We start from the raw sequence: 16,378 nt of genomic DNA, 5'->3' as shown, positions 1-16,378 counted from the left end.
TAAATTGAAATTAATAGCTACCGCTACAGAAAAACACTACGCTTTCCGTGGGCTTGAGCTCAGCCTCCTCGAAAAAAAGAAGTTCGCTTTTTTTTCTGCGGGGTCTTCCCTCCGCGCTTTCCCACAGGAGCCTCCGTGTTTTTCTTCCGCTAGTTACTGTTTTCAATCATTATTTCGTCATTTTTATAAGAAAAATAAAGTGTAATTTCTTACTTCAATTTATATATTATCCATTTTCCCGGGAGACGAAAGCTATAAACACGAGGTAACTTTGCTTAAGCAAAATCGCTTCTGAAGTTATGTTGATTTCTGCTTATATCCATAGAAAAACCATAGCCGGCAAAAGCAGCTATGGTTTCTTTTTCTTTGGAAATGATTATTGTTTCTCGGTTTCCCGTTCCCAGCACTCGATGCCGGTCTGATCGTCCAGAGTATCTTTATAGAAGACAGGGTCTTTTCCTTCTTTCCGCTGCCTCATATAATCCTTTAATAAAATATTGGCTTTCTTAAATAAGACAGAAATAGCATAAAGGTTAATCAGTGCAAGCAAGGCCATGGTGACATCAGCTAAAGACCAGACTAAGCCGAAGGAAGCCAATGTACCGAATACAACCATTACAAGCGCTGCTATGCGGTAAATAAACAGGATGGTCTTAGAGTCTTTAATATAAGCCAGGTTGTTCTCGCCATAATAATAATTTCCAAGAATCGAGCTGAAGGCAAATAGAAAAATAGCGATGGCGATAAACACGCCTGCCCAATCTCCCAGCATTTGGGTGAAGGCTGTCTGTGTCAGCGCAATCCCGTCTTCTTCACTGCCTGCAAAGCCGCCGGCGGATAAAATAATCAATCCGGTAGCCGAACAAACTAAGATGGTATCAAAGAAAACACCTAAGGCCTGAACGAGCCCCTGCTTGACCGGGTGGCTTACTTCTGCAGTTGCTGCTGCATTGGGGGCAGCACCCATTCCTGCTTCGTTAGAAAATAGTCCGCGTTTGATTCCCAGCATAATGGCTGCGCCAAAGCCGCCGCCAGCAACCTCGCGGATTCCAAATGCATTTTCAAAAATAAGTACAAACATATCTGGAATAACGGTAATATTCATAGCTAAGACAACAAGCGCTAAGCCGATATAAATAATTGCCATAAAAGGAACAATAATTTGAGAAACATTCGCAATACTTTTCAAACCGCCAAAGATAACGATGGCTACAAAAATAGTCAAAACAGCCGCAATCCAGACAGGGTTTATATCAAACTGTGAACTGAACGCAATGCTGATGGTATTGGATTGAACGGAGTTAAAGACCAATCCGTAAGTAAAAGTAATCATGATGGCAAATACAATACCAAGCCAGCGTTTTTTCATTCCCTTTTCAATATAATAAGCGGGACCGCCGCGATACTGATTGCTATCTTTCTCTTTATAGAGCTGTGCTAGAGTACTTTCAACAAATCCGGAGGCGGCGCCAAGTAGCGCAATCAGCCACATCCAGAATAATGCGCCCGGTCCGCCAAGCGCAACTGCTGATGCAACGCCGGCCATATTTCCTGTACCGACGCGGGAAGCGGCACTGATTGCAAATGCCTGGAAGGAGCTGGTCCCTTTCTTGCCAGATGCATCATAGGATTGTTTATCTGCTACAGCACGGAACATTTCCGGAAGCAGGCGAAACTGGACGAATCCGGTCCGAATTGTAAAATAAAGACCTAAACCTATTAAGACAATAATTAAAATATACGACCAAAGAAAATCATTGATATGGCCGATAATCGATTCCAAAATACCCATAAAAATCCTCCTTTTTATTAAAATAAATATATTCCTTTGCTGCTTTAAAATGCCAGTAAATCCAAGAAGCGATGAATAAAATAAAAACGAAGCTTAAACCAGACCTGATGAATAGCACTTGCTGTTAAAAGCAATCATTTACTGGATTACAGATGAAACGATACTCTGCTGATAAATTGGGTGTAATGATAAATACCCTGTGTCATTGCCGAGCAAACCAAATTAGCAGGCAGCATCCCATTACGGTCAGAAACCATAAAAATCCTTTATTGGAAGGCTGCGTCATTTTGCAGAGAATAATTTATTATAGCATAAAGTGGAACTTTATTCAGCGGGCGTTTTACAATCCCTATGCCATCCTGCAGCAAGTCAGCTTGAGATAAACTCACTTCTGACAAATATCGATAATCGATTGTACTGCTTCTTTGAGCTTTTCCTCTGCGATACCTGCGAAGCCGATCACAAATTGCGGATAAGGGAAAACGGCATTTTTTGAAGCGTAATAGGAAATCGGATAGATTTTGATACCTTTCTGCTCCGCTCTTCGAAGTATCTCTTCTTCTGTCAGACCATTTCGCACCTCACAGACGACATGGAGTCCTGATTGTTCTCCAAGAAGCTGTATAGATGGTTTATACGGTTCAAATAATTGATGGACCAGTTCAAATTTCTTTCTATATATTTTCCGCATTCGATTCAAATGCTTTTCAAAATAACCCTCCTGAATAAAATGCGCCAGCACATGCTGATCCATTCGCGAAACTGTAGAATGGTGAAAAGTAAGCCTGTTCCGATACTGCTCCAGTAATGCTTTGGGCAGGATCATATAGCTGATTCGCAGGGAAGGAATCAATGATTTGGAAAACGAACCAAGGTAGATAACCCGGTCATTGAAATCCATTTTTTTCATAGGAGGGATCGTTTTCCCTGTATAACGAAACTCACTGTCATAATCATCTTCTATAATATACCGGTCCGCTGTTTCATTTGCCCACTGTAACAACTGATTGCGCCGGTTGATGGAGGTCACTGTTCCATATGGAAAATGGTTGGACGGAGTGACATAGATGTAATCAGGCTCTAAGAGGCGAACTGCTTCAATGGACACGCCTTCTTCGTTCATATCTAAGGCTCGTCCTAAAAAGCCAAAGTGTGTTATTAACTTCACCATTAACTGATAGCCGGGGTCTTCAATGCCGAATATGGTAGATCCGGGGAGCAGGGAAAGCAGCTGCTGCATTAAAACTTCAATTCCTGCTCCGACGACAATCATGTCCGGGTCACAGTCAATTCCCCGTGCGTGATAGACATAGTGGGCAATAGCTTCGCGCAGCTCTTTATCGCCTTGCCCATCGCCAAGCAGCAGTAAATCATGATGAGATTCATCAATCACTTGACGGTTTAATTTTCTCCATGCAGAAAAGGGAAATGCCTCCGTATCAATTTTATTGGGAGAAAAATCAAATAAAACGGATGGTTCTTTCCCCGCATCAGCAATCTCCTTTTTCCCCGAATGCTCTACAAATTCTAAATCGCCATGGGCCAGTACATAGAATCCTTTTCTGGGCTGTGATGCAATATAACCTTCTGCAACAAGCTGTTCAAAAGCAGTTTCCACTGTATTCTGACTTACTTCCAAATGATTGGCGAGCTTTCGTTTGGAAGGCAATTTTTGGCCATAGGGAAGCCGCTCCTGTACAATTTCCTGTTTAATAAACTCATAAAGCTGTTCGTATAATGGGCTATTGTTTGTTTTTTCTAAATGAACAGATAATAAATCCATCTTCTCTCTCCTCTGGAAAACTGACCTCATTAAATGATGAAAAATTGGCACTTTCATTCATATCATATTATTTTTATAATAATAAAAAATCAATCAAAAATCTAGGAGGAAACAAAATGGCAGATCGAGTAACAGGTACAGAGCGTGTAAAAAGAGGAATGGCGCAAATGCAAAAAGGCGGCGTCATTATGGATGTTGTTAATAAAGAACAGGCAAAAATAGCAGAAGAAGCGGGCGCTGTTGCTGTCATGGCATTGGAGAAAGTCCCGTCTGATATTCGTGCTGCAGGCGGTGTAGCGAGAATGGCAGATGTCAGTATTGTAGAAGAAGTAATGGAAGCTGTATCCATTCCAGTAATGGCAAAGGTGCGTATCGGCCATATTGTCGAAGCACGTGTTTTAGAATCACTTGGGGTGGATTATATTGACGAAAGTGAAGTGCTGACGCCGGCGGATGATTTATTCCACTTAGATAAAAAGCCATTCACTGTTCCATTTGTATGCGGATGCCGTGATTTAGGAGAAGCAGCCCGCCGGATTGGAGAAGGCGTGTCGATGCTTCGGACAAAAGGAGAGCCTGGAACAGGAAATATCGTGGAAGCAGTACGCCATTTACGCGAAGTGCAATCACAGGTAAGAAGAATTGTACATATGAACGCGGATGAGCTGATGACAGAAGCTAAAAATCTTGGAGCACCATTTGAAGTGCTGCTGCAGGTGAAGGAAACAGGCAGGCTGCCAGTGGTAAACTTTGCTGCAGGCGGGGTGGCAACTCCGGCAGATGCTGCATTGATGATGGAGCTTGGAGCAGACGGGGTCTTTGTCGGATCTGGTATCTTTAAATCAAAAAATCCGGAAAAATTTGCACGTTCTATTGTTGAAGCAACAACGTATTATCAAGACTACCAAAAAATTGGCGAGCTTTCTAAAGACTTGGGAGAAGCAATGAAGGGTATCGATATGAAAACGTTAAGAGCAGAGGATAGAATGCAGGATCGGAGTTTCTAAGTCGCTGAAAGGAGCGGATACGATGAGTGAACAAAAATATCGAATCGGAATTCTTGGCATGCAGGGAGCGACAGAAGAGCATGCGAGTCATTTGCAACAAGCAGGACATGAGCCGATTCTGATTAAAAATAGGGAGCTGCTTGAAACGGTGGATGCTTTAATTATTCCGGGAGGGGAAAGCACAGCAATTTGGCGCTTGATGAAGAAAAATAATCTTGTGGATGCTGTAAAACAATTTGCCCAATCCAAGAAGCCGATTTTTGGAACCTGTGCCGGTCTCGTTTTGCTTGGCAAGGGTCAGGTGGATGCAGAGCAGAGTGTGCATTTAGGTCTGATGGATGTACAAGTTAAACGGAATGGTTTTGGAAGACAGCGGGACAGTTTTGAAGCAAATCTGGATGTGAACGGAATGAAGGAGCCGTATCCAGCCGTGTTTATACGTGCCCCATATATTGAATCGGCAGGAGAGCGTGTGGAAGTTTTAGCTGCCTATGATGATAAAATTGTGGCTGCAAAAGAAGAAAATTTAATTGTAGCGGCTTTTCATCCGGAGCTGACCGATGATAATCGCTTTCTGGAATTATTTCTTTCGCTGGTGGAGGAGAAGCCGGTATTAACGGTATAGCAAAAAGTTTTACAATAGAATAGCAGCAAGAAACTAGCATTGACTAATCAGGTAAGTGTATACGAGTTTTGCATGTTCTTATGGTGAAACATAGAAAAAGAGCTGATACGTGAACCAGCTCTTTTTCGCGTTTTAAAGGGAATGATGCAGCAAGTTTTTCTTATCCTTAATGAGGTTTCTCTTGGCTGGAAAGAAGAAAGGAGGTAAACTATTTCTTTTTTTTCAGTTTACTATTCTTTTTTCGATTTAATAGAGCTTCCCGCAGGTTACTGGACACTTGTTTTTTCTTCTGATCTGTTTCCGGATCAAGCTGAATTACTGGGTTTTGCTTTCCTGCGGATTCTTCTACAATTACCGCTGATTTCACTTTACAGTCACTCGGGAGCTCTTTCTTTGGAACAAGTAATTCCCGATTCTCCGCTTCCACTAAAATAACAGCCGATTCGCCTTCAAACCGGTCGATAATTCCTTTCATGCTATATCCCTCCTTTAAAAGTCACAAATTAGACCCTCGGCTTCCATATCTGCGATTCTGCTCGGACCGATTCCGTCAATTTCCTCCAGCTCCTCGAACGTATCGAACGGGCGTTTATTTATTATTTGATTGGCACGTTCGTCACCGATATGAATAATCCCGGTTAATTCCTCTTGGGATGCGTTATTGATATTAATACAGCTGCCATCCTCGTTTTCTTCATTTGAAGCAGAAGCGTCTTCGGAAGCATCCTGATTCTTCTCATCGGCTGCATCTGGTTTGGAAACAGTAATATCCTCGCCCATCTCGGTTTCAATCGAATAGGATGATCCATCTGTCGTAACAACAATGTTTCCATCAACATCGGTTCCGTACCAGTCAATGTTTTCTTCATCTAATAAATCAATAACCTCTGTACTTGGATGCCCGTATGAATTATCTTCTCCAGCGCTATAAATGGCAGCCTGCGGATCGACAGCATCTAAAAAGGCGGGATCAGTGGATGTATTGGAGCCATGGTGCCCTAAATGTAAGAAGGTGCTGTTAAGCGAAGAAGCTTCTATCATTTCCTTTTCTTCCTTCACTCCGGCATCTCCAGTCAAAACAAAGGAAACCTGATCATAGGCTAAACGAATACTGACCGACTCTTCATTCGCTTTTCCGGAAATGTCCTCAGGGTACAGCACTTCCAAGTCAATCGGGCCAAGTTCATACTCCTCGCCGGTCCGCGGTTCATGATAATTGATATCCTGAGATAGGATTTTTTCCATCGCAGTTTGGTATGTATTGGAGGTGCTTTCATTTCCGGACATCCAAACTTCATCGACAGCAAAATGATCCAGGACTTTGGAAAGCTGACCGATATGATCTGCATCCGGATGGCTGATAATGACAAGATCAATTGCTGAGATTCCCTGTGCCTCTAAGTAAGGAACCACTTCATTACCCTGCCAGTCCCCCGTATCAAACAGGATTGCCGTTTCCTCCTCTCCGTCGTCGAAAGTGAATAAGGTGGAATCGCCTTGCCCGACATCGATAAAATGTGCTTGAAAATCTCCGTCCACGCTGTTTGATTGTGCAGCTGTATCTGTGTCTGCGTTACAGCCTGCCAATGCAAAGATAATTATAAAGCTGAAATAAATAATGTTTTTCAAAATGAATTCTCCTTGTTCCTGTCATTCTTTTTATTCATCGTAATATAATGCACCGACAGCACCGGCATGGCCTCCTTTTTCTAAAAAGGTTAAATTGTAATCAAACATACTTTCAAAAGAGCCTATCACTTGCTTTAAAAGCGGATTTCCGGTCAATGCACCGCCGATCATGACGATTTCTTTTGTAGCTAATGAGTTTGCCGTTAAGCTGGAAAGCAGTACAATCGTCTCGCCAATAAGCTGGGTTAATGCGGCCAGCTGGTCCTCAGCTGAAACGGATTGATCCAGCTGGTCTTTTCCAAAATTAGCAGCGGTCAAAGAAGCCTCGACAGGCGAATAGCTGGATTGATAAATATCTGAGACCATCAAATCACTGCAGGTCCTGTCTCCTTTAGAGGCCAGATCTACCAGTGAATGATAATCAGAAGTACCCGCAATAATTGCTCCGAGGCCTGTAAACAACCCGCCGCCGACTCCTGTTCCTGATAAGCGTTTCTGTTTGTGGAAAAAAGAAGTTCCTGTGCCGATATTCACTAAAAGATAATCCGTATCCGGAAGCTTTTTTTCTTCCGATAATAAGTACTTTGTTCCCTCTATTACACATGTGAATTCCTTAAAAATAGAAATAGATTGGTTGTCGGCTTTAATCTGTTCAGCTCTTCCGCCTGTCACCTGAAGCGCTGCTTCCGGTGCAGTCAACTTCAACCAGGAAATGACCTCATGGGTTTGCTTGGCAGGAAAAGTTTTTAATCGAAGCCTGCCTCTCTCTTCATAGGCAATTTTTATTAAAGATCCGCCTGCATCAATACCAATTCGTTTCATTAAAAATCCCTCCATGAATGTAAGTCTGCTAATTTCGGTTCGGCAAATATAAGAACATTTATTCTTATATTATCATATTTTTTAATATAAAGATAAATTAAACAGGGGTCTCTTTTAAGAGGAAGAAGAGAAAGCTGCTGTTAAAGATTTCTTACTGCAGGTGAGATATGAGAAAATAATTTATGTAGCGAGTTTTAAATAAAAAGAAATTGAAACTTTTAAAAGCCTCGTTCGTAATAGTATAATAAGAGTAAGAGTATAGACGATTATACTTAGGATAGAATGATTAATCACGTAGGAGTGAGCATATGCGAGCAATTATGCAATTTTTAATGCAGAGCTTTGTTGGTGCTGTCAGCCTGACAGCTATATGGCTTGTTAGCTTTTTTATATATGGACAGACTGTCCTGTTGACCAGTCTTTTTGCTGCAATTGGGGGCGTATTGACCTATGCAGCCACAAAACAGATTATGGATTATCGATTTGTTAAAAGTCAGGGATTGACTAAAAAAGAATATAAATTTATTGATGCCAATTTAAAAGAGGCCAGAGGAAAAATCACACGTATGCAGAAAGCTTTATTCAAAGTAAGGTCTTTCCAGCATGCGCGGGAGAATTTAACGATTGTAAGAACGGCTCAAAAAATATATAACAACGCAAGAAAAGAACCGGTACGATTTTACCAGGCAGAGCGTTTCTTCTATAATCATTTAGACTCGCTTGTCGAATTATCAGAGCGTTATGCGTATCTTTCCAGCCAGCCTTCTCCATCTATCGAGATGCAAAAATCATTAAAGGAAACCAGGCAGACGCTTACCGCCTTTAGTCCCACGATTAAAAAGGATCTGCAAGTGATGCTGAGGGATGATCTAGAAACATTGGATTTTGAGCTGGATGTAGCCAAAAAGACGCTGCGCCGATCTAAAAAATAAGGAGGATTCTACATGACTGCAAAAGACCAAACTAATGATTCGATAAATGATTTATTAAATGACCCGTTTGGAGAACGAACAGAGGTTTCAACGGATATTTCCGAACAAAATATGGAAAGCTCGGAGGCGCCAAGACTGGTTGACAGACTTCCCGGCGAGCATCGTAAAAAAGCAGAGCAGTTAAAGCAGCAAATCGATACAACCAACCAACAGTCTTTAGTGAAATATGGTGTAGAGGCACAAGCAAAATTACATCAATTTTCACATGAGATGCTGGAGCATGTTCAAAAGCAGGATGTCAGCCAAATTGGTTCGATTCTAAATGAGCTGATGAAAAAGCTGGAGGATATTGACCCTTCTGAACTGCAGGAGGAGAAAACAGGCTTCTTATCACGTTTGTTTGGAAAACTGTCGAAATCTGTGAATGAGGTATTATCCCGTTATCAAAAGACAAGCTCCCAGATTGATCGTATCAGTGTGCGTCTGGACCGAAATAAAGATTTACTCTTGTCGGACAATGAAATGCTTGATAAATTATTTTCTACCAACCGGGATTATTACGATGCTTTAAATATTTATATTGCTGCCGGCGAATTAAAGGTGGAGGAAATCAATAATGAGATTATCCCGCAGCTTCGCCAAAAAGCAGAAACAAGCGGAAGTCAGATGGATGTTCAGGAAGTAAATGATATGCTTCAATTTGTGGACCGGCTGGAAAAACGGACGCATGATCTCCGGTTAAGCCGTCAAATTACAATGCAAAGTGCTCCGCAGATCCGTCTTATCCAAAATACGAATCAGGCACTTGTCGAAAAAATACAATCCTCTGTTTTAACTGCGATTCCACTATGGAAAAATCAGGTGGCCATTGCCTTGACCCTATTAAGACAGCGTCATGCGATGGAAGCACAGAAACAGGTATCGCAAACAACAAACGATTTATTATTAAAAAATGCGGATATGCTGAAAGAGAATACGGTGGAGACAGCCAAGGAAAATGAACGAGGCCTTGTCGATATTGATACATTGAAGCAGACGCAGGAAAAATTAATGTCTACCATTGAAGAAACACTGCAAATTCAATCAGATGGACGTAAAAAGCGTAATGAGGCAGAAAAAGAATTAATCGGCATGGAAGAGGAATTAAAAAATAAAATGCTGGAATTTAAAGAATAAAGACAGAAAACCAGGTGAAGCGCCTGGTTTTTTTATTTGGATGGCAGAAAAGGATGATGTATGATGGCGGTATTTGTGATAAGTTGACGCAGTCCACGTCTTATACCAAGCGCTTTTGGTTCCTAATTGACACCTTATTTTTAATCGCTTAACATAGATTACTGCACTGACAAATTGATTTTATATCGAACTGTAAGATAAGATAGAAGTGTACACCGTTTAAAGACGCTGGCGTTTTTAACAGACTGTCATCGGGAAGCTAAAAAATAAAGCTACTATAAGGAGGAAATCATAAATGCATCAGACACAGCAAATAAAAGAAGCAAGAGAGTTTATTCAAAGTAAAACAGATATGACCCCAGAAATCGGTATTATTCTTGGTTCCGGATTAGGCGGCTTGGCAGATGAATTAGAAGACGCAGTTGTCGTTCCGTATGAAGAAATCCCGCATTTCACTAAATCCGCAGCTGTTGGACATGCCAATCAGCTTGTTATCGGTACATTGCATGGCAAGCGTATCGTAGCGATGAAAGGGCGTTACCATTATTATGAAGGCTATTCCTTGGATGAAGTGACTTTTCCAGTACGTGTTATACAGGCGCTTGGTGCGGATAAACTGATTGTTACCAACGCAAGCGGAGCAGTAAATAAAGATTTTAACCCTGGTGATTTAATGCTGATTACAGATCATATTAACTTAGTTGGAACGAACCCATTAATTGGCCCAAATAATGATGACCTGGGAACTCGTTTTCCGGATTCTTCCCAAATATATAACCGTGAACTTCGCGATTTGGCTAAAAATATTGCCAAAGAAAATCAGATTAATTTGCAGGAGGGTGTATATACCTGGTGGAGCGGACCAGCTTATGAAACACCGGCAGAAATTCGCATGATTCGCGTGCTTGGAGGAGATGCAGCCGGCATGTCCACCGTTCCTGAAGCGCTTGTTGCCGTCCATGGCGGAATGAAGGTATTAGGTATTTCCTGCTTAACCAATATGGCAAGCGGTATATTAGATCAGCCGCTGAGTCATGATGAAGTGATTGAGGTTGCTGCACAATCGCGCAGTAAATTTGTGAAACTCGTTAAAGAAGTCATTCATCAGATGTAAGCACAGCAGTTATATGGCATAACGGAGACTTCATTCAGCACCAAGATGCAGGATGAAGTTTCTTTTTAAAGAATAAGAAAGGATATAAAAAATGTTGAATATAGCCGCTACAATGAGTTTCATTAAGGGAGTAATCTTCAATGTTGTCAGGTTAATGCGACCGCTGCGGAAAAACACTACGCTTTCCATGGGCTTGCGCTCAGCCTCCTCGAAAAAAAGAAGTTCGCTTTTTTTCTGCGGGGTCTTCACCCTGGGCCTGCGATTACTCGCCCCACCGAAGACCATTGCGCTTTCCCATAGGAGTCTCCGTGTTTTTCCTCCGCTAGATAGGTTTTATTACTATCTGTATAATATTTAAGAAAATTCATTAACCTGACAACATTGCTTGTCCTATCCAAAAGCGTCGCTAGAATTTGTGTTATTTCTTTGTAAAAAAGTAAATAAAACATAATTCTTCTTAGATGGGAGCGGAGGGAAGTCGACTCCTGCGGGAAAAGCAACAGGTGAAGACCCCGCAGGAAGCGGTTTTCTTCCGAGGAGACTGAAGCGTTGCCAGCGGAAAGCGACTTCCCGCAGCGGACATCTCTTCGGCGAGAACACTGATGTTTTAAAGACCAAGCGGTATTCTTGATTTTTCTTAGCTATTGATTTTGAAAGCGTTCTTATATATAATGAAGGTGATAAAGGATTGTTACTGTGAGGCAGGCAAAACCTGAATGAGTTAAACGGCATAGAGTGCGCTCTATCTGTTTAATTTGTTCAGGTTTTCTTTTTTGAAAGAAGAATAAGCATAGCTGGCGTTTGAAAAAAACCGGCCTCATGACATTTCTTTTGGTATAGAGGGTCCTCATAATTAGGGAAATGGAACCGTTGACATAATTTATTTTTTATTCTAACCTAAATATAGATTGAATATTGGCAAAATGGAATGTTACCTTATTGGGCATAACCTGGATTGTTTTGAATGCACGTGAAGTGTGTTCAAAATAATTCAGGTTTTTTATTTCTAAAAAAGCTGAAAGGAGGTGGAAGGAAAATGTAGCAGGAGCATGGCATATAACAGTATCAATATTACAGTTGGGCAAAAAGTGACTTATAAAATAAAGAATAAATCTATTTTGGAGGAGAAAAGATATGAAAAAGATATGGGGAGTCATGGCAGCACTATGTTTTGTATTCGTCCTGGCAGCTTGCAGCAGTTCCGAAGCAGAGGAAAATAATGACGGAGATACAGAGGGGAGTGAAAAGGAAGTCGTAGAAGCAGAATCAAATGATGAATTAACTATCTACATTGTCCGTCACGGGAAAACAATGTTAAATACAACCGATCGTGTGCAGGGCTGGTCTGATGCTGTATTGACTCCGGCAGGTGAAGAGGTCGTCACACAAGCAGGAATCGGTTTAAAAGATATTGATTTCCAAAATGCCTACAGCAGTGACAGCGGAAGGGCTATTCAAACAGCAGAAATCATTATGGAAGAAAACGAAACATCTTCGGAACTTGATTTAAATACAGATGAACGTTTTCGTGAATTTAACTTCGGAACATATGAAGGAGATCTAAACGAGACAATGTGGCAGGATATTGCAGATTTGCAAGGAATTACACTGGAGGAATTTTTAGAAAATCTCGAACCAGAAACGTTTTCAAACAGTGTAGCAGAGCTTGACGAAGGAAGAGATGAAGAGGGACTTAATTGGCCTGCAGAGGATTATGATACCATTACAGCACGGCTGACAGAGGGCCTGGATGAGTTAGTAGAAGCAGAACAAGGGCAAGAGGGGTCAGGAAATGTTTTACTTGTCTCTCACGGGTTAAGTATATCTGCTTTGCTGGATACGTATTTTGATGATTATGAGGTGCCAGAAGGCGGTCTTGATAATGCAAGTGTATCCGTTATAACGTATCAGAACGGAGAATTTCAGCTAGATTCTGTCAATGATATGAGTTATGTTGAAGAAGGAAAGAAGTAAGAGGAAGAATAATAATGACTCAAGGAGGAGAGTAACATGGCAAAAGCTTTTCCAGAAGGATTTTTATGGGGCGGCGCAACAGCAGCCAACCAATTAGAAGGCGGATTTCACGAAGGAAATAAAGGATTAAATATAGCCGATGTGCTGCCTGGCGGAAAAGAAAGATTACAGGTGCTGCGTAATCCGGGATTTCAGTTTGAAATAGAAGAAGGAAAAAGCTATCCGAATCATGAAGCAATCGATTTCTATCATCGTTACAAAGAAGATATTGCGTTATTTGCAGAGATGGGCTTTAAAGCATTCCGCTTATCTATTGCCTGGTCACGGATTTTCCCGAATGGCGATGAATTGGAGCCAAATGAGGAAGGACTGGCTTTCTACGATAAGGTCATTGATGAGCTGTTAAAATATGATATCGAGCCGGTCGTCACCATTTCCCATTATGAAATGCCTCTGCACTTAGTGAAGGAGTACGGCGGCTGGAGAAATCGGGAAGCTATTACTTTCTTTGAAAGATATACGGAAGCTATTTTTACCCGTTATCAGGGGAAAGTGAAATACTGGATGACCTTTAATGAAATCAACAGCGGATTAATGATGCCGATCATGGGATTAGGGTTTGCGATTAAAAAAGAGGAAGATCGTTATCAACCGACATTCCAGGCATTCCATCATCAATTTGTTGCGAGCGCGAAAGCAGTGAAACGATGCCATGAAATCATGCCGGAAGCCCAGATTGGATGTATGATTATTTACGCTCCATTCTATGTCTATGACAGCAACCCGGAAAATGTCATGGATGCATTGGAGAAGGATGAACGCTTTAATTATTTTTGTACAGATGTACAAGTAAGAGGAGAATATCCAGCTTATATCCAGCGGTATTTCCGGGAGCATAACATTGAATTGGAGATAGAGGATGGCGACTTGGATATTATCAAGGAAGGAACAGTGGATTACATCAGCTTCAGTTATTACATGTCTAAGACAGAAAAGAAAGTGGATGTGAATGGCGGGCAGGCAGATGGAAATATTCTGCTTGGCGGCGTTAAAAATCCATTTTTGAAAGCTAGTGATTGGGGCTGGGAAATTGACCCGGTTGGTTTACGCATTTCCCTCAACAGGCTGTACAGCAGGTATCAGATGCCATTATTTATTGTAGAAAATGGTTTAGGTGCCTATGACAAAGTGGAAGAGGACGGTTCGATTCAAGATGATTATCGTATCGACTACCTGCGGGAGCATATGAAACAAATGCTTGAAGCTGTAGAAGATGGTGTGGATTTAATGGGATATACGAGCTGGGGATGCATTGATCTAGTAAGTGCCTCCACCGGGGAGATGTCGAAACGCTATGGTTTTATCTATGTGGACAAGCATGATGACGGCAGCGGCACACTGGAACGAAAACGCAAAAAATCATTTTACTGGTATAAAGATACCATCGCTGCTAATGGTGCAAACTTGGCAAACGAGTAAAAAGAAATTATTTAAAACTAACATAAGAAAAGCGGCTTTACCTTCATTGTTTGAATGTAGAGCCGCTTTTTTGGATTTTGCGTGTTCAAATCATTCGTTTCTGCTAAAAAATAGGTGTACAATATGAATACAGAAAGTTCAGAACAAAAAAGACAGGTGATAAATCATGTATCCTATTCAACTATACGGAGACCGCGGTGTACGAATTCCCTTTGGCAATGTCATTGACAGACAAGTAAATAACGCAGTGCATCGCTTTGGCGCTCTCTTAGAAAAATATCCAATACAGGGAGTATCGGAATGGATTCCTGCATATACTGCCATCACGATTTATTATAACCCGAGTGAAATCACTTATAGAGAGCTTGAAAAAAAGCTTATCCATTTACAAAAAATAATGGAGGAAACAGCTCCTCCTGCAGCCAGAAAGATTACGATTCCAGTATGCTATGACAAGGAGGTTGCCTTAGATATGGAAGATGTTGCTGCCCGCTCTAAACTTTCCATTCAAGAAGTGATTCGTCTGCATACGGAGCCGCTTTATTATGTTTATATGATGGGCTTTATGCCTGGCTTTCCCTATTTAGGCGGTTTATCTGAAAAGCTTGCCGTACCAAGGCTGGATAATCCAAGAAAAATGGTGGAGCAGGGGGCAGTAGGTATTGCGGATAAACAGACAGGGATTTACCCGCTGGAATCCCCTGGAGGCTGGAGAATTATCGGCAAAACTCCTGTACGTCTTTATGATGCGAAGGGGGAGAAAAAAATCCTTATCCAATCCGGAGATCTGCTCCAGTTTGAAGCAATTGATCTGCAAACCTATTATAAAATAGAAGAAGCAGTAGAAAACGGAAGCTACCAGCCTCAGATAAACCAAGAAAAGGAGGAGCAATCATGAATTTGCATATCGTTTTGAATGGGAACCCAAAAAAGAGCTTTGGCGCAATGAATGAATTTGCGGCACGCTGCAGGAGTCAGTGCAGACATGTGAAATCGCATGGTGCTCTGTATTCGAAGGTAGTTACGGCAGGTGATTCACGTTGAAAGAAATCTTGGAAGTCATGAAACCTGGATTATCGACCAGTATCCAAGACACTGGAAGGATTGGCTATCAAAAATACGGTATTCCGACGGCAGGAGCAATGGACACCTTTGCCCATCGCATTGCAAATCTGCTCGTCGGCAATCCGGAGGAAGCAGCAACGTTGGAAATCATGTTGATGGGTCCCCGATTGAAGTTTTTACAGGATGCGGTCATTGCTGTCGGCGGCGCAGATTTGTCAGCAGCTGTTGACGGAGAGCCTGTCTGTCCATGGAAATCCTTCCGCGTTTATACAGGGCAGATTCTGTCATTTGGCAAGCCGGTTCATGGAACCTATGCTTATCTGGCAGTAAGCGGCGGATTTTATGCCGAAACAGTAATGGGGAGCAAGTCTACCTATGCGCAAGCCAATCTTGGCGGGATAGAGGGAAGAATCTTGCAAAAAGGAGACCGCCTATCTGCAGAGGATAAAAATCTGAAATCCATCCGGACAGGCAGGTATTTAAAAAAGACAGATATACCAAATTATGAACAGCACCGTCCAATCAGAGTCATTACCGGGCCGGATATATCTGCTTTTTCAGACACAATCTATCAGCAATTTCTTCAGGAAAGCTATCGTATTACTGAACAGTCCAATCGCATGGGTTATCGTTTAGAAGGGAAGGCTTTGTCTCATGTGGATAAAGCGGACATTATTTCGGATGCTGTGCTTCCCGGTACCATTCAGGTGCCGGCAAATGGTCAGCCGATCGTGCTTTTAGCGGACCGGCAGACAACAGGAGGATACGCACGTATTGCTACGGTCATCGCCGCAGATATTCCTCAGCTGGTGCAAAAGAAGATTGGGGCAGAGGTGCGGTTTTTATCGGTTCCTTTAGAAAGAGCCCACGCAGATTATCTGGCGCAGCAGCGTTATTTTAAAATACTCCGGACAGCTGTCCGGTCAGAGGAGTGATTGCTGATTTGAAGGGAGCTTTAACACAAGGTGATTCCATGGTAA

General features: G+C 41.9%; 16 protein-coding genes. 10 read left to right on the top strand and 6 right to left on the bottom strand.

What is annotated here, in order from left to right; translation table 11 throughout:
* Positions 1–376: 376 nt before the first annotated feature.
* Positions 377–1,792 (bottom strand): alanine/glycine:cation symporter family protein, encoded by a 1,416-nt coding sequence (locus MKY45_RS19080; RefSeq protein WP_193065491.1) that lies wholly within the window; start codon positions 1,790–1,792, stop codon positions 377–379.
* A gap of 385 nt (positions 1,793–2,177) precedes the next feature.
* Positions 2,178–3,575: a MocR-like pyridoxine biosynthesis transcription factor PdxR gene (gene pdxR / locus MKY45_RS19075; RefSeq protein WP_256705038.1), complete on the bottom strand. Its 1,398-nt coding sequence runs from the start codon at positions 3,573–3,575 to the stop codon at positions 2,178–2,180.
* Positions 3,576–3,691: 116 nt separating this feature from the next.
* Here pdxR and pdxS point away from each other — a divergent pair, with 116 nt between their 5' ends.
* Positions 3,692–4,582 carry a pyridoxal 5'-phosphate synthase lyase subunit PdxS gene (pdxS, locus tag MKY45_RS19070; protein WP_341173239.1) on the top strand — a complete coding sequence of 297 codons (891 nt, stop codon included), beginning with the start codon at positions 3,692–3,694 and terminating at the stop codon, positions 4,580–4,582.
* Positions 4,583–4,604: 22 nt separating this feature from the next.
* Positions 4,605–5,207 carry a pyridoxal 5'-phosphate synthase glutaminase subunit PdxT gene (gene pdxT, locus MKY45_RS19065; RefSeq protein ID WP_042529944.1) on the top strand — a complete coding sequence of 201 codons (603 nt, stop codon included), beginning with the start codon at positions 4,605–4,607 and terminating at the stop codon, positions 5,205–5,207.
* A 208-nt stretch (positions 5,208–5,415) separates the two neighbouring features.
* On the opposite strand, the gene MKY45_RS19060 is transcribed toward pdxT, so the two are convergent.
* The 3 genes from MKY45_RS19060 to coaW are packed head-to-tail and all read right to left on the bottom strand — an operon-like array spanning position 5,416 to position 7,658.
* A complete protein-coding gene (locus tag MKY45_RS19060; RefSeq protein WP_042529946.1) occupies positions 5,416–5,682 on the bottom strand; it encodes a DUF3006 domain-containing protein in 267 nt (88 codons plus the stop codon).
* A gap of 14 nt (positions 5,683–5,696) precedes the next feature.
* Positions 5,697–6,836: an MBL fold metallo-hydrolase gene (locus tag MKY45_RS19055; RefSeq protein ID WP_341173238.1), complete on the bottom strand. Its 1,140-nt coding sequence runs from the start codon at positions 6,834–6,836 to the stop codon at positions 5,697–5,699.
* Between the two features lie 30 nt (positions 6,837–6,866).
* A complete protein-coding gene (gene coaW / locus MKY45_RS19050) occupies positions 6,867–7,658 on the bottom strand; it encodes a type II pantothenate kinase (protein ID WP_193065494.1) in 792 nt (263 codons plus the stop codon).
* 308 nt (positions 7,659–7,966) lie between these two features.
* Between coaW and MKY45_RS19045 the strand changes: the two genes are divergently transcribed.
* The 3 genes from MKY45_RS19045 (at position 7,967) to MKY45_RS19035 (ending at position 10,880) form a co-directional block, all read left to right on the top strand.
* Entirely contained in the window at positions 7,967–8,590 is a 624-nt protein-coding gene (locus tag MKY45_RS19045; protein ID WP_193065495.1) for a 5-bromo-4-chloroindolyl phosphate hydrolysis family protein, read from the top strand.
* A 12-nt stretch (positions 8,591–8,602) separates the two neighbouring features.
* Positions 8,603–9,766, top strand: coding sequence for a toxic anion resistance protein (locus MKY45_RS19040; protein ID WP_042529954.1), 1,164 nt, complete (start codon positions 8,603–8,605; stop codon positions 9,764–9,766).
* A gap of 295 nt (positions 9,767–10,061) precedes the next feature.
* A complete protein-coding gene (locus MKY45_RS19035; RefSeq protein ID WP_042529956.1) occupies positions 10,062–10,880 on the top strand; it encodes a purine-nucleoside phosphorylase in 819 nt (272 codons plus the stop codon).
* Positions 10,881–10,910: 30 nt separating this feature from the next.
* Here the strand turns inward: MKY45_RS19035 and MKY45_RS19030 are convergent, their stop codons facing one another.
* Complete coding sequence (locus MKY45_RS19030) at positions 10,911–11,165, bottom strand: hypothetical protein (RefSeq protein WP_139089013.1); 255 nt, start codon at positions 11,163–11,165, stop codon at positions 10,911–10,913.
* Positions 11,166–12,014: 849 nt separating this feature from the next.
* Here MKY45_RS19030 and MKY45_RS19025 point away from each other — a divergent pair.
* From MKY45_RS19025 to MKY45_RS19005, 5 genes are all read left to right on the top strand, one after another.
* On the top strand, positions 12,015–12,854 hold the full coding sequence (locus MKY45_RS19025) for a histidine phosphatase family protein (RefSeq protein ID WP_193065289.1): 840 nt from the start codon (positions 12,015–12,017) through the stop codon (positions 12,852–12,854).
* Between the two features lie 36 nt (positions 12,855–12,890).
* Positions 12,891–14,333 carry a glycoside hydrolase family 1 protein gene (locus tag MKY45_RS19020; protein ID WP_256705036.1) on the top strand — a complete coding sequence of 481 codons (1,443 nt, stop codon included), beginning with the start codon at positions 12,891–12,893 and terminating at the stop codon, positions 14,331–14,333.
* Between the two features lie 166 nt (positions 14,334–14,499).
* Positions 14,500–15,231, top strand: a complete 732-nt coding sequence (gene pxpB, locus MKY45_RS19015; RefSeq protein WP_256705035.1) for a 5-oxoprolinase subunit PxpB — start codon at positions 14,500–14,502, stop codon at positions 15,229–15,231.
* Positions 15,228–15,377 (top strand): hypothetical protein, encoded by a 150-nt coding sequence (locus MKY45_RS19010; protein WP_175297004.1) that lies wholly within the window; start codon positions 15,228–15,230, stop codon positions 15,375–15,377. The genes pxpB and MKY45_RS19010 overlap by 4 nt, the downstream gene beginning before the upstream one ends.
* Complete coding sequence (locus MKY45_RS19005) at positions 15,374–16,333, top strand: 5-oxoprolinase subunit C family protein (RefSeq protein WP_256705034.1); 960 nt, start codon at positions 15,374–15,376, stop codon at positions 16,331–16,333. The genes MKY45_RS19010 and MKY45_RS19005 overlap by 4 nt, the downstream gene beginning before the upstream one ends.
* Positions 16,334–16,378: the final 45 nt, after the last annotated feature.

The sequence above is a fragment of the Oceanobacillus sp. FSL K6-0251 genome, assembly GCF_038004725.1.
Classification (GTDB): Bacteria; Bacillota; Bacilli; order Bacillales; family Amphibacillaceae; genus Oceanobacillus; species Oceanobacillus oncorhynchi.
The sequence above is the reverse complement of the archived record's forward strand: the minus strand, read 5'-3'. Positions and strand labels throughout refer to the sequence as shown.